Here is a 22,910-nt window from a genome sequence, read left to right as displayed (position 1 = left end):
CGCACCGCCCCGGACTCAGGATTGATACAGACGCAACAAGGTACTCTTGCCAAACAGGCTTTCCACCAGATCGACCGCCAGTTCGGCCGTCATGTTCCGGTTATCGAGCGCCGGGTTGAGTTCGACGATGTCGAGCGAACCGAGGCGGCCGGTGTCGGCGATCATTTCCATGCACAACTGCGCTTCGCGATAGGTCGGGCCGCCGCGTACCGTGGTGCCGACGCCAGGCGCGATTTCCGGGTCGAGAAAATCGACGTCGAAGCTGACATGCAGGTGGGTATTGTCGTCGAGGCCGGCGAGCGCCAGTTCCAGCGTGTGGCGCATGCCGACTTCGTCGATGTAGCGCATGTCGAAGACCTCGACGCCCTGCTCGCGCAGGAAGCGCTTCTCGCCCTCGTCCACGCTGCGGATGCCGATCTGGCGGATATCGGCCGGGCTGATCGCCGGCACGTGGCCACCGATCCCGGTCAGTTCCGCCGGCCCATGGCCGCACAGGCAGGCCACTGGCATACCGTGGATATTGCCGCTCGGCGTGATGGCCGAGGTGTTGAAATCGGCGTGGGCATCGAGCCACAGGATGCGCAGCTTCTCACCATGCTCGCGGCAATGCCGGGCAACCGCGCTGATCGAGCCGATGGCCAGACAATGATCGCCGCCGATCATCAGCGGCAGGCGCTCTTCGCTGAGTTCGCGATAAACTGCCTCGTGCAGCTTGCGGTTCCATTCGGCCACCTCATGCAGGTGACGAAAGCCATCCACCGGCCCCTGCTGTGGATTAAGCGGCCCTACCACGTCGCCGCAATCGCGCACCAGGCAACCGTAGCGGGCCACCGCCTCGACAATGCCCGCCACGCGCAGGGCTTCCGGCCCCATGCGGGCGCCGATGACGCTGGCGCCAATATCCGTCGGGGCACCGATGATGCTGACCGGTCGCATGCTCATTGCTGTCTCCAAAGCAAATCAGGCTGCACGGGAGAGAACGCGAACCTCGTCCGCCGCCGGGATGAAGCCGAACAGGTTCTTCGGGTCCGGCAAGGCGGGAATCAGCGAGATCTCGTCCTCGACACCCAATTCAATAGCCAAATCGCGCATAAAACGCAATGCGGAATAATCCTCAAGCGCGAAACCGACCGAGTCGAACACCGTCACATCGCTGTCTGCAGAACGACCGGCGGCCTGACCGGCCAGCACCTTCCACAGCTCGACCACGGCGAATTCGGCCGGCATCTGCTGGATGTCGCCCTCGATACGGGTCTGCGGCTCGTACTCGACGAAGACCTTGCCCATGTCGAGCACGCCGCGATGCAGTTCGGTCTTGCCCGGGCAATCGCCGCCGACACCGTTGATATGCATGCCCGGCTCGATCATGTCCGGGGTCAGGATAGTGGCATTGGTCTTGTCGGCGGTGACCGTGGTCACGATATCGCAGCCGCGCACGGCATCGCGGGTGCTGTCAAAACGACGGGCCTTCAAGCCCAGGGCGGCCAGGTTGGCGAGCAGCTTGTCGGTGGCGGCGGGATCGGTGTCGTAGAGATGGAATTCCTCGATGCCGAGGAGTCGGTGAAAGGCCAGAGCCTGGAATTCACTCTGCGCACCGTTGCCGATCAGGGCCATGCGGCGGCTGTTCGGGCTGGCCAGCGCACGGGCAGCAACAGCCGACATGGCGGCAGTGCGCAAGGCGGTAGTCAGGGTCAGTTCGCTGACCAGCGTCGGCGCCCCGGTTCCGACATCGGCCAGCACACCGAAAGCCATGACGGTCGACATGCCGAAACGGAAATTCTTCGGGTGACCGTTCACGTACTTGAAGGAATACAGGCTGTGATCGGAGATCGGCATCAGTTCGATCACGCCATCGTGCGAATGATTGGCAACGCGCGGGGTCTTCTCGAAATCCTGCCAGCGCAGGAAGTCGTCGACGATGTAATCGGCCATGCCCTCAAGGCAAACGGCAAGCCCCTTGCGCTGGATCATGCGGGCGGCGCTCTCGGCGCTCAGGAAACGGGTCTGGATACGGTGGTTGGCGGACATGGTGTGGCTCCTCGGTCGTTGTTATGTCTCGATGGAAACATCATCTCCGAAAAGCAAGCCAACCAAAATAGCAACTATTGCACTATTTCGGCAATTAGCTGAACATATCGATACCTATTTTTGGCAAATCGGCAAAATGGACAATCTGGACCAACAACTCATCGCCCTGTTGCGCAACAACGCCCGCACCAGCGTGGCCACCCTGGCCCACAAGCTCAAGGTATCGCGCGGCACTGTCACCAACCGGATCGCGCGGCTCGAAAACGAGGGCGTTATCGTCGGCTATACCGTACAGTTGCGCCCCGACTCGCAACCCAATGAAATCCGCGCCTGGATGAGCATCGTCGTCGCCGGCAACGAGACCCGCTCGGTCATCGCCAGCCTGCTCGGCGAACCCGGTGTCGCCTCGCTGCACGACACCAACGGCCGCTGGGATCTGCTCGCCGAACTGCGCGCCGAGAACCTAACCGAACTCTCCGACGTATTGGAGCGCATCCGCCTGATCCGCAGCATCCAGGCCACCGAAACCAGTATCCATCTGGCGACCTACCGCAGCGGCAGCGGCGCTTAGCGGCGCAAGGCACAGCCATCGCCGCCGCGCAGCGGCGAGTATGCGATCTCCCGGCAGCAGCGTAAACACCCGCGCAACATTATGCCAGGCGCAAATGGATCGATCCGCTCGTGACGGGCTACAATCCGACACACATGCGCACACCGGGGACAGTCGCCCCCCCGGTGCCGCATGACGAGACAACATCTGGAAATCCGCGCGAAGAGGAAAAAAACTCCCTCGCATTCTGCACGACAAAGCGTTTGAGTGCTGCCTGCCGCCTTTGCAGAACAGCGTTTCAGCAGCCAGCCATGAACTGGATAAAAAATGATCGCATGCAAAACCAAGTCAGCCATCCCCGGCACCAAAGATTCCAAGCCCCCATACACGACGAGTCATGCCTACCCGCTGCCTCGTCGTTTGACCGGCCGATTCGCTTCGAAGGCAAGAACCATCGCCTCTGGCGCGCTTACCGCCCTGTTCATTGGCCTGGTGACGGCGCCCTGGACTTCGGCATACGCACAACAATCCGAGGGGAAAATCATTACGCGTAGCGAACTCGGCGCTTGGGCCTTGCGCTATGACGAATCCACGCCCGGTCTGAATTGCGGCATCCGTTTCATTCCGGGCAAACGCAATGTGGCCAGCCTGGCGATATTTGGCCCCACCGCCAAAGCGGCTTACTCGACTCTCTTGTTCTCCGGTCCGGATATTCCGACGACGCGATCGCCCAAGGAAGTTCAACTGGGCTTGCGCCTGAAGGGATTGCCGGAGTCGAGCCTGAAAGGCGTCATCTTGCCCAAACAAGCCGACGCGAAGACCAATAACCTGATGATCGCCACCGGCGACATCCGGAAATTATTGCAATCGATGCGGGATAGCGAAGAAAAGCTCCGCTTGACGATACAGCGCGAAGTCATTCCTGAAACAATCGTCGATCTGGACTACGACGGGCTGGATAAAGCGCGTGTGGCAATGCTCGATTGCATAGCCGGACGTAAGCCGGGTGGACAGGATATGGACACGGCGCTTGCCGAAATCCGCCCGCTCGGGAAATCCACCATCCGCGGCAGCGCCTATTACAAGGGTGGATTCCTGGCAAGCAAACAGTATCCGCCGAAGGGAAGTGAAGCGGTCGCCCTGATCTGGATGAGCAAGGAATTCAAAGCGTGGTACGAAGAGGTCAAGGCAACCAAAAAAGCCCCGGATCATATTCCGGAAAACATTGCCAAGCACATCATGAGTACGAAGATTCTCGACGACGAAGGTGGCTTTTCCTTCAGTCGCCTGCCCGCTGGTGAATATATGTTGATCGCGAGTTTCAGCTACAACGAAACGATCAGCGTTCCAGAGGTAGTCGGCCAAACGCATGTATTTGCCGGGAACAGGCATATCGGCACACAGGATCACGTGGTCAATTGGTCTTATCTCATCAAGCAACCGACGACCTTCCAGAAGCAGGTAACAATCCAGAACGACGGGGACGTCCTGGATGTTGCGCTCGACAAGTCGCAAATCCTTTGTTTCTTTGTCTGCTTTTAATAGCGGATTCAAATTAGTTCGTCGCTCCATGCCAGCGACGGCTTCATTGCAGCAATAGCCAAGTTGGCTGGCGAAAGGGATTTGCCAGCCAACTTGATCGCTTCGTCTTTATTGCGGCAAGGGCAGCAGTCGGTATGCCGCAGATAACGCTAGCGCAGGGCCCTCAGGCGGGCAATGCGCTCGGTGGTGTCGGGATGCGAGGAAAGCATATCGCCACCGGAGGACTTCCCGCGCTTCTCCGCATGCGCTTTTTCCATGCTTTCCAGCATCGCGGCCAGCGGCTCGGTTCCCAAGCCGGCGGCCAGCATGCTGCGGGCAGCGTAGGCATCGGCTTCGTACTCAAATTCGCGTGAATAGCGCGACTCAAGCGCAAGAGCACCGAAGCTTGCAGCCATCGACGACACGTCGCCGAAATAGATGCCGACCACGAAGGAAACCACCGACGACTGAATCAACTGGCGCAACCCGTGACGGTACGCCACATGCCCCAGTTCGTGGGCGATGACGCCCGTCACCTCGTCGTTGCTGTTTGCCAGTTCGACCAGTTGATCGAAAACTACGACATCACCGCTCGGCAACGCGAAGGCATTGGGCCCCAGTGTCGATGAACGGAAGTGCAAGCGATGGGGCGGCAGATTACCCCCTTGCCCCAGAATCCGGCCGGCATACTCGGTCAGTTCGGTGCGTCTCGCTTCGCTCAGGCGTGACGGCGCCAACAGCTTTTCGTCGAGGAAACTCAGCGTGTGTTTCGACAAGCCCTGGAGAACCGTATCGGGAATCCTCGGCGCCATCATTTTGCCGAAGGCTGGCAGCCCCCAGAAATAGATTGCCGCGACCAGCAATACCGCCCCCAGCAACGAACCCAGTGACCACGACCAGCGCTTCTGCACGCACACCACCGCCGAATCCCTGAAGCCGGCCGCCACGAGCCAAAGACTGAAGGCCTCGAGATCGGCCACTTCGAAACTGCCGCCGTCGTCGAAACGCAACACGCGCGGTGCGCGCCCCATGGGTTCGGAAATGTCGACCCGGTCCCGCCGGGCTCGCAACTCACCGAAAGCGCCACGGGCGACAAGTTCATCGCCGATGGCGAACAGCTCGGCCGGCTGCCGGCGCGGCGTTCGCCCATCGTAGTAGATGGCGGCAATACCTTTCACAAACCGATATCCAGATCAAACATTTCGGCAGCTTCGTCGCCCACGGCCGTTGCCGCCGCCGCCTCGCCGGCGACGAAATCGTCGAGGCTGCCATCGACCGCCAGGGTCAGGTACTCAGCCCGGTAGCGGGCAACTCTGACCTTCGCCCAGGGGATGAACAAGCCCAGGGTGCACAGGATGCACAGCCAGTTCACCACGGTCAGGCCAATGAAGCCGCCGACCGGGATGTTGCTGCCAAAACGGTGGGGGCCGAGGGTGGTTGCGCTCCAGACGGCATTGTTGCTGCGGGCGGCAATATACGGGACGAGCACCACCTGCGGCAGGATCAGCAGCAACGGAATGAGCAGGAAGACGAAGCCGGCGGCGGCCAGCCCCGCGGTTCCCCCGCCGGCACTCATGACGGCAATCAGGATGATGGCCGCGAACAGCGCCAGGATAATGAAGCCGGGAAACAGGAATATCCGGTAGATGGCCCCCGTCGTCACCGAGCAATTGAATGCGGTATTGCCGAAATGCGTGTTGTCGAGGATGAACTTTCGCAACTGCCGGTAAAAAACCGGGAAAGCCAGCCAAAGCGTCACCATGGCCAGAAACCCGTAACCGACGAACACTTTGAATGCCTGGCCGTAGGTGCCATGAAAGGAGAAACGCAGCCCCCGATAGCTGGTGTTGAAGGCCCTGAAACGAAAGGCCTTGACTGCCAGCCAAGGCACTACCGGCACCAGGCACAGAAGCGCTACGCCGTAGGCCAGCGGACTGAAATGCTGGGCCGCCGAAAGGCCGCCGACCAGCAGCAGCGCGACGAGACGCCCCTTGAGGATGGCCGCTGGCTTGCCGTGATAGTCGAAACCCGAGCCGTCGAGCATCAGGTTGCGATGAAAATACTGTTCCCGGCGCACCTTGGCCCAAGCCGAATAAATGCCGAGGGTGACGATGGTCAGGAAGATGTTGACGATCCAGATCCTAAAATACTCCCCCCCCTCGCCGAGAAACTCGAACCGCTCCTCGCCTCCTCCACCGGTGTGCGGCACCGCCACGGGCGGCTCGGTTGGCAACGCTGACAGCGGCGGCATGTCATCCAATTCGGCATCGTAGGCAACCCGTGCTTGAGGATCGCTCAACGTCTTGAAGGCTTCGCGCAATGCATCAAGGGACTCCACCGGAGGCGGTTCGCGGCGGGCCAGCATGTCGCGAAACTCTGCCAGTTGCCTGGCGTAGGCCGCCTTGATTTCATCCAGTGTCGCCTTCTGCCCTATCCCGAGCAGTTCGTAGTAATTTGCCGCGAGCGCCTGCATGCTTCCCCCTGTCATGATCATCAATCGTGCTTGTGCGACATTCTATACATTTGTCACAGAATTGATGACAAATGATTCAACGCCAACCGATCAATCACACCACAGGGGAAGGCTTTCGGCCAGACAGCCGACGATCGGTCGTCAAGCCGCCTTGGCCGACTTGCGAAAAAGCATCGGGGCCAGTTGCACGCCCAGGATACAGACAAAAATGATGCCTCCACCCGCAAGCTGCAACGGGGTAAGGCGCTCGCCCAGGTAGAGGGCTCCCGCCAGGGCGGCGAACAGGATTTCCGAACTGAGCAGAATGGCGGCATCCGTCGCCGGCGTATGGCGCTGCGCGATCACCTGCACCGTGAAGGCGACACCGACCGACAGCAACCCACCGTAGAGTATGGCCGGCATGGCCTCGACCAAGCCTGACAACTCAATGTCTTCGATGGTCAGCGCAACCAGCATCGACAACACGCCGCTGACCACGAACTGCGTTACGGCCACCATGATCGGCGCGCCCCGGTGCGCGGCAACCCGACCGACCCAGAAAACGTGGGCGGCCCAGAACAAGGTACTGGCGATCACCCAGTAATCGCCGACGGTCAAGGCGTCGAATCGTCCGCCCGAAAGCATGAACGTCCCGATAAAGCTACCAATGGTTGCCGGCCAGACAGCGGGATGCGGCGCCTGGCGATCGATCAGCCAGGCAAGAATGGGCACCATGGGAACGTAGAGCGCGGTCAGGAAACCCGCATTGGAGACCGTGGTCCCCATGATGCCGATCTGCTGGAAAACGGCGCCCAGGAACAGCAATACACCCAAGCCGCACCAGGCGAACCAGTCGGAACGCTCGAGCCGAACGCCGCGCGCCTGAAGACGGCCGTACTCACGAAGGGCCAATGGGAGCACGAACAGGGCGCCGAGCAGGAAACGCACACCGGTATAGGTCAAGGGGCCGACATGCGCCATCCCCAGTTGCTGGGCGACGAAGGTTGTCCCCCAGATCAGGGCAACAAGGAGCATCAGGGAATTGGCGACGGAACGGCTCATGTGTTTCAGGGAATCATCGGTTGAGACGGCAGGGAAAAAGCGACCCGGACGCCGGAAATCAGCATTTGGACGGCAATCGTGGTCAGGATCAGGCCCATCAGGCGCTCCATGGCGGCCAGGCCCGCTTTCCCGAAAAGCCGGGCGAGACGCCCGGCCGACAACAGGATCAGGGTGTTGATGATAACAGCGATGACAATCGCCAAGACCAGCGATGTCGGGTGATCGGTCTGGCGCGCGTTGAGCAGAACGGTCGCCAGCGCCGACGGGCCGGCGATCATCGGTATGGCGAGCGGCACAATCAGCGGGTCGCCATCCACATCGCCGGCAGCCTCGTCGCTGGAACCGACGGGGAAGACCATGCGCAAGGCAATCATGAACAGGATCAGGCCGCCGGAGATTTCCAGTGCCTGCTCGGAAAGGCGCATGGCTGCAAGCAGCCAGTCGCCGACGAAAACGAAAATCAGGAGCACGCCGCCAGCAATGGCCGACTCGCGCAGAACGATGCGCTGCCGGTCCGACGGCGAGAAGCCGCGCAGCAGCGAGAGCAGCAGCGGGATGTTGCCGAGCGGATCGAGCAACAGCAGCAACAGGAATACGGTCGACAGCAGTTCTTGCATCGGTAGCGTCAGGCCATCGACCGGGGAAACACGGCACCGTGCACAAGCCCGGAGCCGTTTCGGTCAGGCCGCCTTAGTTGAAGTTGTAGCGGGCCAGGAAATTGATGCGGGACATGTTGCCATGCTCGCCGGCCAGGGTTTCGCGACGGCCATAGATGTACTCGAGACCGATATCCATGACCTTGACCGGGTTCCAGATACCGCCGATGTGGAACTGGCTGACATTACGGTTGACACCGTAGCGCCCGGAATCGAGGCCGTTGGCACGAGCCCAGTCGGTATAAGCGCTATCGAAGTTACGCTGATGCCCATAGACAAAGTTCATGCGGAAGGAGTCGCTGAATTTGCGCTGATAGCCAAGAACCACGCCCATCGCCTTTTCCATCTCGATGCTGTTGGTGGTGGCGTTGTAGCCCGCACCTTCGATGTAGTTGAAGTAGCGGCCGATACCTTCACCGCCGGTGACAATCCAGCTTATGAAATCATCTCCCCAGGTCTTGATCTGGCCGCTGGCCGCGAGGCCATAACCACGCTTGCTGCCATTGACATTGGCGGTTTCGCCCGGAATCGTCGAGTCGCAGTTGGAAACAAGGCAAAGCGTACCGTTGACGCGATGCTCGTGGCTGATCCCGCGCAGACTCAAGGAACCCCAGGTGAACGGTTTGTCCCAGCGCAACACCAGATCCGGAACCTTGGAGAAACCAGCTGCCGAGGCGCTGCCGGTCGGGTCAAGCACATAGCTGACCGAGTTTTCCAGCGCCACGGCAAAGTTGCCATACTGCGGCGTCACGTAGGTGTAGCGAATCTGCGGCTGACGAATGAAGGTGGAGCCGATCGGGCCGTTGAAGTCGATGGTTTCCGGCGTATTGTCGATGTCCATGAAGGTCGACCAGGTCTGGCCGAACAGCCAGTTCGGGGTCTGCACATAGGCATGGCGCAGACGGAAGCCATAGCTGTTGGTCGCCTGCTGGGTGTAGATGTTGTTCAGCGAACCGTAAACCGCCGAGTTGCCGGTGCGTGGATCGTTGTTGAAGTCGCCTTCGACCTTGGCCATGATCATGCCGAAGGGGCTGGGCGTCGCGCCTTCGATGCCGATGCGCGAGGTGCGGGCATGCAGGTAGGTCTGCCCTTTGCGCTCGGAGGCACGTGAGCCGTTAAGCGGCATGTAGGGCATGAAGGTCGAGTAATCGTTATTGCTGTTGTCGCCCTAGGTTTCGTGAATCATGTTCAGCTCGGCGACGCCGTACACACGAATCGACACATCGGAACCCGGAACGCGGAAAGAGTTCGGGATATCGCCGACGACGACGTTTTCCTTGGTTTGGGCGCTCATCTGGTCGCGCAATTCGGAGACCTCGCTGGCCGAAACCGAATTCTTCTTCATTTCATCCAGCTGGGCCTGCATCAGCTTGAGCTGTTTTTCGAGCTGGGCGATGCGGTCGGCGTCCGCGGCATGGACCAGCGGCGCACCGGCGCCGATGCCGGCGGCGAGCAACGCAATGACAATTTTCCTTACTTTCATAACTCCTCCTTGGAATGAACGGTATGACCGGCCCCCCCGGGGCCGAACCGACGTGCTTCGACTAGAAGCCGTGCCTGACCTGGGTCAGGAAGGCTTTTGCCCGGTCGTGCTTGGGATTGCTGAAGAACTCGGCGGGCGAAGAGTCTTCGAGGATGGTGCCGTGATCGAAGAAGATCAGGCGGTCGGCCACTTCGCGGGCAAAGCCCATTTCATGGGTAACGACCAGCATGGTGATGCCGGTGTGGGCCAGCTCGCGCATGACGGCGAGTACTTCGTTGACCATTTCCGGGTCGAGTGCCGAGGTCGGCTCGTCGAACAGCAACACCTTGGGATCCATGGCCAGTGCCCGGGCAATGGCGACGCGCTGCTGCTGGCCGCCTGACAACTGCACAGGGTACTTTTCGGCCTGGTTCTTCAGCCCGACCCGTTCCAGCAGCGCCAGCGCCTTGGCCTCGGCGGCCTCCTTGCTCATCTTGCGGACCCGTATCGGGGCCAGCGCGACATTGCGCAGGATGCTGAGGTGCGAGAACAGGTTGAAGCTCTGGAAAACCATGCCCACCTCGCGGCGGATGGCATCCAGGTTCTTCAAGTCGTCGTTGAGTTCGATGCCGTCGACCTTGATCGAGCCGGTGTCGTGCGTTTCGAGCCGATTGAGGGTGCGCAGGAAGGTCGACTTCCCCGACCCCGAAGGGCCGATGATGGCCGTGACCTGGCCTTCGTAGAAGGTTGCGTTGACCTTTTTCAGTGCATGGAATGCACCGAAATGCTTGTCAACGTCGCGGGCCTCGATGATCGGCTTCAATGCGGATGATGTGCTAGTCATCGTGGGCTCCTAGCGCTTGCGACCGACGTCGAGCTGCGATTCCAGCGCGGCGGTGAGCGAAGTGAAGGCGGTGGTCAATATCAGGTAGATCACGGCGATGGTGACGAACACCGGAATCGGCTGATAACTCTCGGCCTGCACCCGATAACCGACCATGGTCAGTTCGACCACGCTGATCGCGTAGGCCAGGGACGAATCCTTGACCAGTGAGGCGAGGTTATTGGCCAGAGCCGGCAAGGCGACCCGCATGCTTTGCGGCAAGGTGATATCGACGAAGGTTTGAAACGGCGACAGACCCAGTGCCCGGGCGGCCTCGACCTGTCCATGCGGAACGGCGAGGATGCCGGCACGGACGCATTCGGCGTTGTAGGCGCCGATGTTCAGCGCCAGCGCGATGGCGGCACAAGCGAAGTCCGATATCTGCATCGACTCCGGCAGCAAAGTCGGCACCGCCAGCCAGACGAAGAGAATTTGCAGCAGCAGGGGCGTGCCGCGGATCAGCCAGACGTAAAACTCGCTGATCCAGCGCAGCGGCGGCACCGACGACAGCTTGCCGAGGCCGGCGAGAACGCCGAGGACGACACCCGCCGAACCCGAGATCAGGGTCAGCAGCACGGTCATCCGCGTGCCTTCGGCGAACTGCTGCGCCGCCTGGCCGATGGGGTCCGGCGCCCACGACAGCGGCACCGCCATCCCCCACAGGAACAGCAGGAGGCCGATCATCGCCGCGAACATCGCCAGTCCGGGATGTTGCTTGGTCCAATTCATGTTGATTCGGACCTATCAGGAACGGCAGGAAATGTCGGTCTTGAAGTACTTCTGCGACAGCGTCTGGTAGGTACCGTTCTTCATGACCTCTTCCAGTGCCTTGTTCAGCTGGTCCTTCAGTTCCTTGTTGTTCTTGCGCAGGATCATCGAAACACGCTCGACGAAAACCTGCTCGCCGACGACGATGCCCGAGTCGGCGTTCTTTTCCAGCGTGGACTTGATCAGCCACTTGTCGGAAATCCAGGCATCGACCTTTTTCGACTTCAAGGCCGAGAAGGCCTCCGGGTCGGCCTTGTAGGTCTTGACCTCCTGCACCCCGGGGATCTTTTTCGCGTTGTCGAAGTAGCTGGTCGCCAGCTGAACGCCGACCGTCTTGCCGCTCAGTGCGGCCATGGTGAGCGGTCCGTTCGGATGGGCGGCGATCTGGCCGCCGGTGCAATAGTGCGGGTTGGCGAAATCGACAGCCTTGCCGCGCTCTTCGGTGAAACCGTGCGAGGCGATGGCGAAGTCAAAGCGGTCCTGGCGAATGGAGGCGAGCTGGGCATCGAAGGAGACCACGCGCCACTCGATCTTCATGCCCAACTGCTTGACCACCGCCTCGGCCAGTTCGACCTCGAAGCCGGTCAGTTTCGACCCTTCGAAATAATTGAACGGAAAGAAAGCGCCTTCCGTGGCTGCAATCACCGTTCCTGAATCCTTGATCGTCCCCCAGTCACGCGCCTCGGCTGCGCCTGCTGCCAGCAGCGCGACAGTGGACGCGACAGCCATCCATTTATTGATGAACTTCATAACTCCTCCTGTGAATTTGAACCTGAAAAACCCCCTATTTTTTATCAAGACGCCTTCTCTTCCAGTGAGTCGAATCGGGGATTACCGCGCTGCGACTCTATGGTTTAAGGGGTACTCAACCTAGTAGGGTAAACCCCCACTTTACTACCAAAAAAGATAACAAATTATCACTTTGACAACACAACAATAATTTATGCAACGTTATGACACTTTATTGTTGATTTTTTACATGCACAAATGACGTTTTGATCAAATCGGATATACAGTTAGTAAATCAATTACGCAAAATGGAGTAGTTTTCTCGCTTCCGCAGGGCTAGCAACCGGTCTACCCAGTGTGCCGGCCAGACCGGCGACCCGCTCGACCAGTTGCGCATTGCTGCTGGCGAGCACCCCTTTGCTGAAATAAATGTTGTCCTCGAAGCCGACCCGAACATGGCCGCCGAGGAGGATACCCAGTGTACCCATGGTTAGTTGGGCAGCCCCCAGCCCCGCCACCGTCCACGTCGCTCCGGCAGGAAGCTGCGACTTCAGATAGAGCAAGGCTTCCGGCGTCGCCGGCATGCCGCCCGGCACGCCGAGCACGAAATCGAAATGCGGATTGGCCGGCAGCTTGCCTTTCGCCAGCCAGCGGTTGGCCGTCGCCAGCATGCCGGCGTCGAAAATTTCCAGCTCCGGGCGGATGCCCCGCTCGCGCATGGCGGCGGCAAAGGTTTCGATATCATCCGGCACATTGAGAAATACCTCGTCGCCGAAATTGACCGAGCCCATCGACAGCGTCGCCATCTCCGGGTTGAGCGCCAGCGGCGCCATGCGTTCCTCGGTCGTCATGCCGACGGCGCCGCCGGTCGACACCTGGATGATCGCGTCGCAACGCGACCGCACGGCGGCGATGATCTCGCGATAGACACCGGCATCCTGCGTTGGCCGTCCATCCGGCCAGCGGGCATGCAGATGCACGATGGCCGCGCCGGCAGCCACGCATTCGGCTGCCGCCTCGCCGATTTCTTCCGGTGTGATCGGCAGGGCCGGCTGCTGGTCCTTGCCGACCTCGGCACCGGTCAGCGCGGCAGTGATGATCAGCGGATTCATTGGCGTCCGCCGCGCTGGCATTCGGCCGGCACCACGCAGGTGCCGCTGGCCCGGCAGACGACGACCGGCGGATCGAGCACATCGGCCGCCGAGGGCTGGCCGGGCACGTCAGCGGCGGCGATGACCTTGCGCGCCTCGAAACGCATCTTGCGTGAGGTCTTGCCCTGCGCAACGATTTCGCCGAAGGCCTCGATGTAATCGCCGGCCCGTACCGGCGCCAGGAACTCGACGCTGTCGTACGCGACGAACAGCCCTTCGTCGCCGTCGCTGCGAATCAGCAATTCGGTTGCCACATCGCCAAACAGATTGAGCATCTTGGCACCATCGACCAGATTGCCGGCGTAATGCACGTCGTGGGCGCCGATGCGCAGGCGGATCAGGCTGGTGATCGGGGTTTGCGTGGTTTCCATGTCAGGCGGCCTTTCTCTTGATCCATTCATTGATGGCGAACGAGGCGACATCCTCGGCGTAGCTCTTCGGGCCGAAACCGGCGTCGTAGCCCAGCTCCTTGGCCAGCTCGTGGCTGATGCGCGGCCCGCCGACGACGAGGATGATCTTCTCGCGCAGCCCCTCGGCCTCCAGGATGTCGGACAGGCGCGTCAGGTTGTCGAGGTGGATGTTCTTCTGCGTCACCACCTGCGACACCAGAATCACGTCGGCCTGTTCCTCGATGGCCCGCGCCACCAGTTCCTCGGAATCGACCTGCGCCCCCATGTTGATGGCGCGCACCTCGTGGTAGCTTTCCAGCCCCTTGTGGCCGTTGTAGCCCTTCATGTTCATGATGGCGTCGATCCCCACGGTATGGGCGTCGGTCTCGATGCAGGCGCCGACGACGACCATCTTGCGCCCCATCTTCTCGGCGATCAGCGCATTGACGCCATCCTTGTCGAGCACCTCGAACTCCGGCTTGGCGACCTGAATGGTCGACAAGTCGATGCGGTGCTTGCTCTGCCCGTAGAGAACGTAGAAGGAAAAGCCCTGCCCCATGTCCTCGGCGTGCACCACGGCCGGCTCGTCGAGGCCCATGGCCAGCGCCAGCCGGCGGGCGCCTTCCTTCGACACCTCGTCGAGGGGCACCGGCAGGGTGAAGGACAGCTGGACACGGCCGTCATCCTGCGTGTCGCCATAGGGTTTGATCCATTGTTCAGCCATGGCGGGCACCTCCTTGCAGCATGCGTTTCGGGAAGGGGTTGTAATAATCGGGCGCCTTGGCGATCACGCCGTCGAGACCCTTGCCGCCGGTCGCCGTGCGCTTGATCTCGGCGAACATGCCCTGGGCGATGGCCGACGGCAGGCCGATCCGCTCGATCTCGGCGAGCATGGCCTCGGTTTCGGCGAGTACCGCCTGCGCCCGCTGCTCGATCAGGCCGCCGGACTTGAACTCGATTTCCGAATGCAGGTCGCGCATGGTGCCGAAGACGTAGCGGGCATTCTGGATGGCGAGGAAACGATCCTGGATGAAGGGCGTGTGGATCGCCTCGGTCATCATGCCCAACAGGTGGATGTTCTGGCGGGTCACCGTGCTGACCATATTGAATAGCGCGTCCTGGACGTGGCCCTTGAAGATGTTGCCGGTCATGTGCTTGGTCGGCGGCATGTACTTCAGCGACGCTTCCGGGAAAACCTGGCGTACCAGCTGGGCGTGCGCCAACTCCCACAGGAAGCCGTTCTCCAGCTCGGGGTTGATCTCGAAGGCGTGGCCGAGGCCCATCTGCTCTGGAACCAGCCCCGACAGGTAGGCGAACTGCTCGTTGATCATCTGCGAGGCGAGCACGGTATGCGCCGCATCGTAGGCATCGGCCGTGGTCAGGTAGTTGTCCTCGCCGGTATTGATGATGATCCCGGCGTAGCCGTTGATCATGCGCGAGAAGAACTGGTCGATGAAAGTGCGCTGCATGTTGATGTCGCGGAAGATGATGCCGTACATCGAGTCGTTGAGCATCATGTCGAGGCGCTCGATGGCGCCCATGGCGGCGATTTCCGGCATGCACAGGCCGGAACAGTAATTGGTCAGGCGAATGTAGCGGCCAACCTTGGCGCCCACCTCGTCGAGCGCGGCGCGCATCAGGCGGAAATTCTCCTGGGTGGCGTAGGTGCCGCCGAAGCCCTCGGTCGTCGCGCCGTAAGGCACGTAGTCGAGCAGGCTCTGGCCGGTCGAGCGGATCACCGCGACGATGTCGGCGCCCTGCTCGGCCGCCGCCCGCGCCTGCTTGATGTCCTCGTAGATGTTGCCGGTGGCGACGATCAGGTAGAGCCAGGGTTGCGGCGCTTCGCCGCTGTTGCCGATCAGCGCGGCGCGCTGCGCCCGCTGGGCGGCAATATGCTCGCAGCTGCGGGCAGCCAGTTCGTCGGCCGTGTCGCGCGCCGCAGCATCGTCGCGCCCGCCGTCCAGCACCAGACGGCCGGCAGCAACGGCTTCGGCCACCTGCTGCGCCGTCCAGCCCTGCTCGTTCATCGCCGCTGCGACGGCCAGCGCCGCGCCCCGGTTGAGCAAACCCTGCTCCTGCAAATGGTCGACCACGCGGTTGGGCAGCGGCACCTGGTTTTCATCAACCCCATCGATGCCCATCAGGCGCAGGGTCGCCCGCTCCACGGTGGTTGTCGTCGAGCGGTCCATTTCATCGAACACCCGGCCGGCAATGCGCCGCGCCGAGCCCCGGGCGCGGTCGATACGCGCCTGGTCAAGCTGCAAATGAGCCATCTAATTGCTCCTCTTGTTGTTCCAGTGGTTTTCACCGTAGATGACGGAACAGGATGAAAGCGAAGGATTTGTTCCGCTGGCTAGGCGCGAACCGCAGCAATAGCCATCGCTATTGCGAGGATGAGCAACAACGCCAGCGGGGCAAAGACTAGCTTTCATGTTTCGTTATCTGCGGTGGAGACCACGCTTTCCAGCAGGACGTCGGTGACGTGCAGCCCGTCGAAGGCTACCCTGCTGGCTTCGAGAAATTCATGGGCGGCAAAATGGCCGCCCAGCGGTGAAAACGGATTGAGCGTCAGGCCGGCCATGCGGATGCGGCGCATCGCCGCCAGTTGCCCGCCGAGCGCCCGGAAAGCGGCCAGGTCGCCGGCATCGACAAACAGCCGCGTGCCGTCGGCGACCACCACCTGCAGCCCCTTGTGACGGCGAACCAAGGTTTCCAGCGCTTGCCACAACTGGCGCCCCACCGCCCCGCTGACCGCCACGCCGGCCAGCGATGGCTGGTCGTTGGCGAGCAGCACGCTACCGGCGTTGAGACTGGGAATGGCGGCACGGAAAAGCACCTTGCCGTCGGCATCCCACATCCCGACGCCGCCCTCGGCAAAGACCGACGCACAACGGGCCGCCGTTGCTGCATCGGCCTCGGCGATGCCGAGAATGGCCAGCCGGTCGCGCGTCTTGCGGATCACATCCTGAATGCCGCCGCCGACCGCCGCGCCGGTTGCCAGAACCACCCCGTCGGCAATGGCTGGCGAGGCGTGCTGACTGCGCCCGAGCGCACCGTCGAGAAAGACCTGGCTGGCGCCGCACTGGCGCAGCCGGGCAATGATCTTCAGCTGGTCATGGCCGCGCGAGGCGCCGGCGATTTCCATCTCGCCGCCATCAAGCACCTTGACCACGACGATCTCGCCCATCGGACTGTCGATGCCGCTGCCGTCGATCAGCTTGCAGCGTGCCTTGGCCTGCTGCAGCGTCTCGCGCGCCGTCGCCACCAGCGCCCCCGGCCAGACGACGACCGGCGGCTTGGGGATGGAAAACACCTGATCCAGCGCCTCGCCATCGCGCCCGATCGAGGTCAGACCGACCGCCACATCCTCGGCCGCCGCGCAGGCGAGCAGGCGATTGAGCGCCACCGTCTTGCCGGTGTTCTTGCTCATGCCCATCACCGCCAGCGTCGCCATGCCGCCATCGCGGATACCTTCCCACAGCTGGCTTTGGGGTCGTTTGAGATGCATTGCCGACGCCCTCAGACGTAACGCTGCTCGAACAGCCGGCGCAGCGTCTCGCTCTCGCGCAGCAGGTTCAGCGCCAGCTCGGCGTGACCGCGGGCATAACCGTTGCCGACGATCATCTCGACATCCTTGCCGACGCCTTCGGCGCCGAGCGCGGCGGCGGTGAAACTGGTCGCCATCGAGAAGAAGTAGATACGGCCGCCGTCGCGTGTGGCGAGAATGCTGCCCATCTCGGTGCCGGGAATGTTCACGCAGTTGATCGTCACGTCGGCCATCCGGCCTTCGGTGACAGCCGAAACCGCCTCCATCATCGCCACCGCGTTACCGGCATCGACCTGCAGCGTATGGTCGACCCAGCCCAGTTCGCGCATGCGCACGCAGTCGCTCTCGAAGGGCGAAACGCCGATCACGCAACCGGTCGGCCCGGCCTGCTTGCGCGCCTCATAGACGCACAGGGTGCCGGACTTGCCGCCCCCGCCGATGACCACCACCGTATCGCCGGCCTTGACCAGGCGGGCGGTCTGCGCCGGCGCCCCGGCCACATCGAGGATGGCGAGCGCCATCTTTTCCGGAATGTCTTCCGGCAGCACCGCATACAGCCCGGTCTCGAAGAGGATGGCCTGGCCGTCGATCTCAATCTGGTCGCGGTCGAGATGAATGGCGCGAATGGCGTCAATGCGCAGCGGCGTCAGCGACAGCGACACCAGCGTCGCGATGCGGTCGCCCGGCTTGAGGTCGGTCTTGCCAGCCAGCGCCCGGCCGATTTCGCGCACCCGGCCGATCAGCATGCCGCCCGACCCGGTGACCGGGTTATGCAGCTTGCCGCGCCGGGCCACGATGTCGGCGACGATCTCGCCGACCCGGCCGGCATCGCCACCGGCCTCGCCCTTGATCTGCGTGAAGCTGGCGGCATCGACGTTGAGCGCCAGCACGTCGATCAGGATCTCGCGCTCGCCGACCACCATGCTGTTGTCGATCTTCCACGCCCCTTGCGGTAGCACGCCGAGCGGTTCGACCACGCGGTGGGTGCCGTAGGCGGATTGCATTGCACTGCTCATGCCGCCCCCTCAGTTGCTCTGGCTCGGCACGCGGAACTCGACGCCGAGGCCCGGCATCTCGACTTCCATGCCCTTGTAGTTGCGGCACTTGATGGTCGTTCCCTGGCCGTCCGGGCGCACTTCCTCGCGCACATAGCTGGGGATGATCGGCAGCTTGCCGAGGCCGCCCAGGCCATCGACGATGAAGGTCGGCACCGCCGGCCCGCTGATCCAGCCGCGCAGGCCTTCGTACAGCGCAATCATGCGGGCATGCGGGACGATGAAGTGGTGGGCGCCTTCGACCATGTCGGTCGAGTACACATAATAGGGACGCACGCCCATCTCGATGGCCTGCATGAACAGCTCGCGCATGATCTCGACGCTGTCGTTCACGCCACGCAGGCACACCGTCTGCAAGCCCATCATGACGCCGGCCCTCTGGATCATCTTGACCCGCTCGCGCAGCAAGGGCGTGATTTCCTTGGGATGGTTAATGTGGATATTGATCATCTGCACACGATGCTTTTCCAGTACGGCGCACAGTTCCGGGGTAACGCGGGTGGGTAGCTGCACCACCATGCGCGATCCGATGCGCAGGAAGCGGACATGCGGCGCACGGCTGCGAATCTGGCCGAGGATGTAGTCCAGGCGCTCGTCGTCGAAGGTCAGCGGATCGCCGCCGGAAAGCAGCACATCGTCGATATCCTTGTTGCCGGCGATGTAGTCGATGGAACGCTCGATCTCGTCCTTGTGCACCGAACCGGTCGGCCGCGATACCATGCGCTTGCGGGTGCAGAAGCGGCACAGCGTGGCGCAGGTATTGCTGACCAGGAACAGCACGCGGCGCGGGTAACGGTGCACCACGCTGGTCCCGGGAATGGTGTCGCCCTCCTCGCCCAGCTCGTCGAGCATGGTGGCGAAGCCCGGCTTGGCTTCCTCGTGGAAGGTCGGCAGGTATTGCAGGCGGATCGGGCAGTTGGGATCGTCGTGAGGTGCCCCCGGTTTTAGTGCCAAGGGCGTTTTAGTAAAAGTCCTTGGGTTGTACCGTTAAAGACATTCTTCGGCGGCTGGCTGGGCAGAGGTGGTTGCCCGATGCTCGGCCGCGAACTCTGCCGGGGTTTGATAATTCAATGCGCTGTGCGGCCGATGCTGGTTGTAGTCCCGGCGCCAGGCGGCGATCAGGATACGAGCCTGTGGCAAGCTCGTAAACCAATAGTCATTCAGGCACTCATCTCGGAAGCGTCCGTTGAAGCTCTCGATGAACGCGTTCTGCGTGGGTTTCCCGGCCTGGATCAGTTTGAGCTGAACGCCATGCTGGCAGGCCCACTGGTCGAGCGCTTTGCCGGTAAATTCTGGTCCCTGGTCAGTTCGAATGGCCTTGGGGTAGCCCCGGAAGCGAGCCGCCTGATCAAGAACACGCGTAACGTAATGGCCTGAAATGCCGAAGTCGACCGCGAGATCGATGGCCTCCTTGCTGAAATCATCGACGATGGTCAGCACCTTGATCCGGCGGCCATTGGCCAGCGCGTCACTGACAAAATCCATCGACCAAACTTGGTTGGGCTCGGTAGGGCGTTCCAGTGCCTGCCGCTCAACAGCCACACCATGTCGCTTTTTGCGGCGCCGAACTGACAGACCGGCATCACTGTAGAGCCGATAAATCCGTTTGTGATTGGCTCGAACGCCCTCTCGCCGAACCAGCGCATGCAAGCGGCGATAGCCGAACCGGCGGCGCTCGCCGGCCAGTTCGACCAGCCTGGCTTGCAACTGCTCGTTCTCCGGCTGCGCCTTCGATACGTAATGCAGGACCGTGCGTGACAAACCCACCAGCTGGCAGGCACGGCGTTGGGAAATTGCTGTCGCTTTCCGCATCACCATGACTGACTCACGCTTTTGCTGGGGGCTCAGCGCTTTCGGCCCAAGGCCGCTTTGAGAGCTTCGGCATCAAGGATCGATTCGGCCAGTAGGCGTTTGAGCTTGGCGTTCTCGGCTTCCAGTTCCTTCAGGCGCTTCGCATCCGGAACTGACATGCCGCCGAATTTCGCCCGCCAGTTGTAGAACGAGGCGTCACTGAAGCCGTGTTGCCGGCACAGTTCCTTGATCGCCACGCCGGCTTCCGCCTGCTGCAAAAAACCGATGATCTGCTCTTCTGAAAACCGCTTCTTCAAGTCCATTCTCCTTCTCGAAAACGGACTTTACTAAATTGCCGGTGGCACTGATTACGGGGGGCACCTCAGTCGCGATCCATCAGCTGCGCCATGTAGGGCGTGACCGACACGGCAAACTTGTCGTAAACCGTCTCGTTCACATCCTCGATGTTGTTGAGAACGCCCTTCATCTCCGAATGATGGACATAACGACGGGCAAACTGCTTCTGCCACGGCTCGGCGGCCGGGTCGTAAGCGTCGAGTTCCTCGCGCAACAGCAGCTTGCCTGGGGTAACGGAAACGATCTTGTGCAACATGACTCCTCCTGTGACTGAATGACCCTGCGTTCAGCAGTGGCATGGGGGCATTCTAGGAAGCGCCTTCGGCCGACGAAAACAATCACAATGATCGAATCGGCCAAAAATAATCAGTCATAATGACCGATATCAAAACAAACTGAATGAGACACCATGAGCAGCACGCCGTTGGACACCCTGGACCGCCAATTGATCGACCTGCTCAAGGTCAACGCCCGCCTGCCCGTCGTCAAGCTGGCCAAGGCACTGGGCTGCGCACGCAGCACCGTGCAGCTGCGCCTCAAGGCGCTGGAAAGCAGCGGCGTCATCACCGGCTACACCATCGGCGTCTCGACCCCGCAACGCGGCCCCGGCATACGGGCCATGGTGCTAATCTCCATCGACTCCAAGTGCGAACACGAGATCATCCAGTCCATCTCGCGCCGCCACGAAGTCCGCAAGCTGTTTTCCGTCAGCGGCCGCTACGACCTGTGCGCCATGCTGAGCACCGACTCCACCGAAGAACTCGACAGCGTCATCGACCGCTTCCGCGCCATCAAGGGCGTCGTCGAAACCTTCTCGACCATCATGCTCAGCACCAAGCTGGATCGGCCGGATTGAAATGCCACGTCATTAAGCGGAGGGCTTTCAGTCGAAACGGCAACCCTGCCCGCAGCATCGCCCTCCCAGATAGCAGGTTCAGACGCCATGAACAGATCCACAGCGGATCACGACACGAGCCACCCACTCGACATAAAAACGCCACACACTTATGCCGTAGCACTTACTACAGACCACTCACGCACAGCTAAAGACAACAAAAAAACTTATTCAGTTCAGCGCCTTACACAAAGAACAAAATATGCCGCATGCAAATACAACAATCGACTCCTATGCAAACAACAAGCACTTTAGAGATGCCGTGTTGGCCAGAATGGACGGCACGTTCCCAGAATATACGTCGCTAACGCCTTATATCCCGGTAACTCGCCATGTTTCACCGCCATCCATCCTCGGAAATATGGCATCGCAATTAATCCAACACACCACAGGCCGTCCCTTTCAAGCTGATGTGTTAGCAAGCATAGGCGGCGGTTTTCCAGAACATATGGCGAAATCGCCATCGACTTTACGTTGGGCCTTTCGATCGTTCCTCTGTAAAGCCTCACAAGATGAATAAATTCGCTTTGTTATTTCTAGCAGCCTCTTGTGCCTCCATTGCAGCAACTGACGCTAATCCCTTCCCATTTGATCGCAGCCAGCTGTCTGGCTGGTGGGGAGAAAGCTATAACACCGACCCGGCATGTGGCCCCGAAAACTTGAAAAGCACTATGGAGGTAAGTTCGGACGGCAAACGCCTCCAAGTGCGTTTTGACCGCCGTTGGAAAACAGAACTTGGCGAAATGGAAGGAATTTCCGCAGACATTGTCTCTGCAACGGCACGCACGCTTGTAATCAGATATGAGAATGAAACCCGAAAGAAATCGTCAGGCGTACCGGTCGAATGGGAACTCGTGATCGTTGCTCCAGGTGTGTATCGTTGGCGGGAAACCGAATGGAAGCCAAGTGCAGTCAATACTGTTGTTGGTATCCGGTGCTCGCCCTAATGGGTGGCCCAACAAATCATTCCACCGGACCTGCGCGAAAAGCCGCGCAGGTCGGTGAATTCAAACGTTGTGCATCAATGCGAAAGGCCATGGCATGCGTCTAGCCTCCGTTGCTAGGTATTTAGGGTTGCTGGCTTTGCCTTCGGCATTGCTGGCATGTGGCTCCATGGTCACGTTTAGCGACATGGAAACCTCGCTCAATGCAGATGTAGGGAAGTCCGCACCGGATTTGGCAGTCGGTCACACGAGGTGGATGTTTAATTATCACGACGTTGACGCCGAAACTTATGAACTAACCAGTCTGAGACCAGATGAATGCAATTACGCCTTGATGGTTCGAAAGAAAGACAAGGTGATTATTGGTTGGCGCTATTTGCAGAATCCGCCGCCAACTGGCTGCAAGTTCCAAAGCATTAAACAATTGATGTAATACCAAATGGCAAATTCATATATTTGGCGTGGGAAATTGATGCCCAACATCACAATCCACCGGACCTCCAGCAAGCTGCGCTTGCCTTCGTCCGGTGATTTTCAACGTTGACGCTGTAGAAAAACCCTTTTCCAGCCAGATTTCCGGCAAAGAAATGGCGCAGGTTTGATCCGCGCCATTTTCGTTTTCAGGCTTTTTCCCGGTTGACCGTGGGATTCTCGATACGAGCTGTTTCGG

General features: G+C 60.8%; 25 protein-coding genes. 5 read left to right on the top strand and 20 right to left on the bottom strand.

Annotated features, from left to right (window positions below; genetic code table 11):
* Nucleotides 1-15: 15 nt before the first annotated feature.
* A complete protein-coding gene (gene rocF, locus AB6Q56_RS04140) occupies nucleotides 16-942 on the bottom strand; it encodes an arginase (protein ID WP_434515874.1) in 927 nt (308 codons plus the stop codon).
* Between the two features lie 18 nt (nucleotides 943-960).
* Nucleotides 961-2,028, bottom strand: a complete 1,068-nt coding sequence (locus AB6Q56_RS04135) for an ornithine cyclodeaminase (protein WP_434515873.1) — start codon at nucleotides 2,026-2,028, stop codon at nucleotides 961-963.
* A gap of 136 nt (nucleotides 2,029-2,164) precedes the next feature.
* On the opposite strand from AB6Q56_RS04135, the gene AB6Q56_RS04130 reads away from it, so the two are divergent.
* Together AB6Q56_RS04130 and AB6Q56_RS04125 are read left to right on the top strand one after the other, a co-directional pair.
* Nucleotides 2,165-2,599: an Lrp/AsnC family transcriptional regulator gene (locus tag AB6Q56_RS04130; RefSeq protein WP_150427810.1), complete on the top strand. Its 435-nt coding sequence runs from the start codon at nucleotides 2,165-2,167 to the stop codon at nucleotides 2,597-2,599.
* Nucleotides 2,600-2,905: 306 nt separating this feature from the next.
* Nucleotides 2,906-4,120, top strand: coding sequence for a hypothetical protein (locus tag AB6Q56_RS04125; protein WP_434515872.1), 1,215 nt, complete (start codon nucleotides 2,906-2,908; stop codon nucleotides 4,118-4,120).
* Nucleotides 4,121-4,269: 149 nt separating this feature from the next.
* On the opposite strand, the gene AB6Q56_RS04120 is transcribed toward AB6Q56_RS04125, so the two are convergent.
* The 18 genes from AB6Q56_RS04120 to AB6Q56_RS04035 all read right to left on the bottom strand — a co-directional run bounded on the left by AB6Q56_RS04120 (nucleotide 4,270) and on the right by AB6Q56_RS04035 (nucleotide 20,657).
* Nucleotides 4,270-5,277, bottom strand: a complete 1,008-nt coding sequence (locus AB6Q56_RS04120; protein ID WP_434515871.1) for a M48 family metallopeptidase — start codon at nucleotides 5,275-5,277, stop codon at nucleotides 4,270-4,272.
* Complete coding sequence (locus AB6Q56_RS04115) at nucleotides 5,274-6,587, bottom strand: DUF898 family protein (RefSeq protein WP_434515870.1); 1,314 nt, start codon at nucleotides 6,585-6,587, stop codon at nucleotides 5,274-5,276. The genes AB6Q56_RS04120 and AB6Q56_RS04115 overlap by 4 nt, the downstream gene beginning before the upstream one ends.
* A 126-nt stretch (nucleotides 6,588-6,713) precedes the next feature.
* A complete protein-coding gene (locus AB6Q56_RS04110; protein WP_434515869.1) occupies nucleotides 6,714-7,613 on the bottom strand; it encodes a DMT family transporter in 900 nt (299 codons plus the stop codon).
* 5 nt (nucleotides 7,614-7,618) lie between these two features.
* A complete protein-coding gene (locus tag AB6Q56_RS04105; RefSeq protein ID WP_434515868.1) occupies nucleotides 7,619-8,230 on the bottom strand; it encodes a MarC family protein in 612 nt (203 codons plus the stop codon).
* Between the two features lie 73 nt (nucleotides 8,231-8,303).
* The gene (locus AB6Q56_RS04100) at nucleotides 8,304-9,404 is read right to left on the bottom strand and encodes a DcaP family trimeric outer membrane transporter (protein ID WP_434515867.1); all 1,101 of its coding nucleotides are present in this window, start codon (nucleotides 9,402-9,404) and stop codon (nucleotides 8,304-8,306) included.
* A gap of 33 nt (nucleotides 9,405-9,437) precedes the next feature.
* Nucleotides 9,438-9,752, bottom strand: coding sequence for a hypothetical protein (locus AB6Q56_RS04095; protein ID WP_434515866.1), 315 nt, complete (start codon nucleotides 9,750-9,752; stop codon nucleotides 9,438-9,440).
* A 61-nt stretch (nucleotides 9,753-9,813) separates the two neighbouring features.
* Nucleotides 9,814-10,545 (bottom strand): amino acid ABC transporter ATP-binding protein, encoded by a 732-nt coding sequence (locus tag AB6Q56_RS04090; RefSeq protein ID WP_434517125.1) that lies wholly within the window; start codon nucleotides 10,543-10,545, stop codon nucleotides 9,814-9,816.
* Between the two features lie 39 nt (nucleotides 10,546-10,584).
* The gene (locus AB6Q56_RS04085) at nucleotides 10,585-11,343 is read right to left on the bottom strand and encodes an amino acid ABC transporter permease (RefSeq protein ID WP_434515865.1); all 759 of its coding nucleotides are present in this window, start codon (nucleotides 11,341-11,343) and stop codon (nucleotides 10,585-10,587) included.
* A 15-nt stretch (nucleotides 11,344-11,358) separates the two neighbouring features.
* Nucleotides 11,359-12,132, bottom strand: coding sequence for an ABC transporter substrate-binding protein (locus AB6Q56_RS04080; protein ID WP_434515864.1), 774 nt, complete (start codon nucleotides 12,130-12,132; stop codon nucleotides 11,359-11,361).
* Between the two features lie 278 nt (nucleotides 12,133-12,410).
* Complete coding sequence (locus AB6Q56_RS04075; RefSeq protein WP_434515863.1) at nucleotides 12,411-13,223, bottom strand: 3-keto-5-aminohexanoate cleavage protein; 813 nt, start codon at nucleotides 13,221-13,223, stop codon at nucleotides 12,411-12,413.
* Entirely contained in the window at nucleotides 13,220-13,633 is a 414-nt protein-coding gene (locus AB6Q56_RS04070; protein ID WP_434515862.1) for a hotdog domain-containing protein, read from the bottom strand. Before AB6Q56_RS04070 ends, AB6Q56_RS04075 begins: the two co-directional genes overlap by 4 nt.
* 1 nt (nucleotide 13,634) lies before the next feature.
* Nucleotides 13,635-14,375 carry an OAM dimerization domain-containing protein gene (locus tag AB6Q56_RS04065; RefSeq protein WP_434515861.1) on the bottom strand — a complete coding sequence of 247 codons (741 nt, stop codon included), beginning with the start codon at nucleotides 14,373-14,375 and terminating at the stop codon, nucleotides 13,635-13,637.
* Nucleotides 14,368-15,924 carry a lysine 5,6-aminomutase subunit alpha gene (locus tag AB6Q56_RS04060; RefSeq protein ID WP_434515860.1) on the bottom strand — a complete coding sequence of 519 codons (1,557 nt, stop codon included), beginning with the start codon at nucleotides 15,922-15,924 and terminating at the stop codon, nucleotides 14,368-14,370. The genes AB6Q56_RS04065 and AB6Q56_RS04060 overlap by 8 nt, the downstream gene beginning before the upstream one ends.
* 155 nt (nucleotides 15,925-16,079) lie before the next feature.
* Nucleotides 16,080-17,159 carry a hypothetical protein gene (locus AB6Q56_RS04055; RefSeq protein ID WP_434515859.1) on the bottom strand — a complete coding sequence of 360 codons (1,080 nt, stop codon included), beginning with the start codon at nucleotides 17,157-17,159 and terminating at the stop codon, nucleotides 16,080-16,082.
* An 11-nt stretch (nucleotides 17,160-17,170) separates the two neighbouring features.
* Complete coding sequence (locus AB6Q56_RS04050) at nucleotides 17,171-18,214, bottom strand: L-erythro-3,5-diaminohexanoate dehydrogenase (RefSeq protein WP_434515858.1); 1,044 nt, start codon at nucleotides 18,212-18,214, stop codon at nucleotides 17,171-17,173.
* A 9-nt stretch (nucleotides 18,215-18,223) separates the two neighbouring features.
* On the bottom strand, nucleotides 18,224-19,207 hold the full coding sequence (locus AB6Q56_RS04045; protein ID WP_434515857.1) for a KamA family radical SAM protein: 984 nt from the start codon (nucleotides 19,205-19,207) through the stop codon (nucleotides 18,224-18,226).
* Nucleotides 19,208-19,240: 33 nt separating this feature from the next.
* Nucleotides 19,241-20,361, bottom strand: a protein-coding gene (locus AB6Q56_RS04040) for an IS3 family transposase (protein WP_434517116.1) whose coding sequence is annotated in 2 segments (ribosomal slippage) — nucleotides 19,241-20,112 and nucleotides 20,112-20,361 — 1,122 coding nt in all. Because the reading frame shifts where the segments join, the coding sequence is not laid out codon by codon here.
* A gap of 65 nt (nucleotides 20,362-20,426) precedes the next feature.
* Nucleotides 20,427-20,657, bottom strand: a complete 231-nt coding sequence (locus tag AB6Q56_RS04035) for a hypothetical protein (RefSeq protein WP_434515856.1) — start codon at nucleotides 20,655-20,657, stop codon at nucleotides 20,427-20,429.
* A gap of 153 nt (nucleotides 20,658-20,810) precedes the next feature.
* Between AB6Q56_RS04035 and AB6Q56_RS04030 the strand changes: the two genes are divergently transcribed.
* From AB6Q56_RS04030 to AB6Q56_RS04020, 3 genes are all read left to right on the top strand, one after another.
* On the top strand, nucleotides 20,811-21,257 hold the full coding sequence (locus AB6Q56_RS04030) for an Lrp/AsnC family transcriptional regulator (RefSeq protein ID WP_434515855.1): 447 nt from the start codon (nucleotides 20,811-20,813) through the stop codon (nucleotides 21,255-21,257).
* Nucleotides 21,258-21,808: 551 nt separating this feature from the next.
* Nucleotides 21,809-22,243 carry a hypothetical protein gene (locus AB6Q56_RS04025; RefSeq protein ID WP_434515854.1) on the top strand — a complete coding sequence of 145 codons (435 nt, stop codon included), beginning with the start codon at nucleotides 21,809-21,811 and terminating at the stop codon, nucleotides 22,241-22,243.
* Nucleotides 22,244-22,337: 94 nt separating this feature from the next.
* On the top strand, nucleotides 22,338-22,673 hold the full coding sequence (locus tag AB6Q56_RS04020; protein WP_434515853.1) for a hypothetical protein: 336 nt from the start codon (nucleotides 22,338-22,340) through the stop codon (nucleotides 22,671-22,673).
* Nucleotides 22,674-22,910: the final 237 nt, after the last annotated feature.

Source organism: Dechloromonas sp. ARDL1, assembly GCF_051122455.1.
Classification (GTDB): Bacteria; Pseudomonadota; Gammaproteobacteria; order Burkholderiales; family Rhodocyclaceae; genus Azonexus.
Note: the sequence above shows the minus strand (reverse complement) of the source record. Positions and strands in the feature narration are given on the sequence as shown.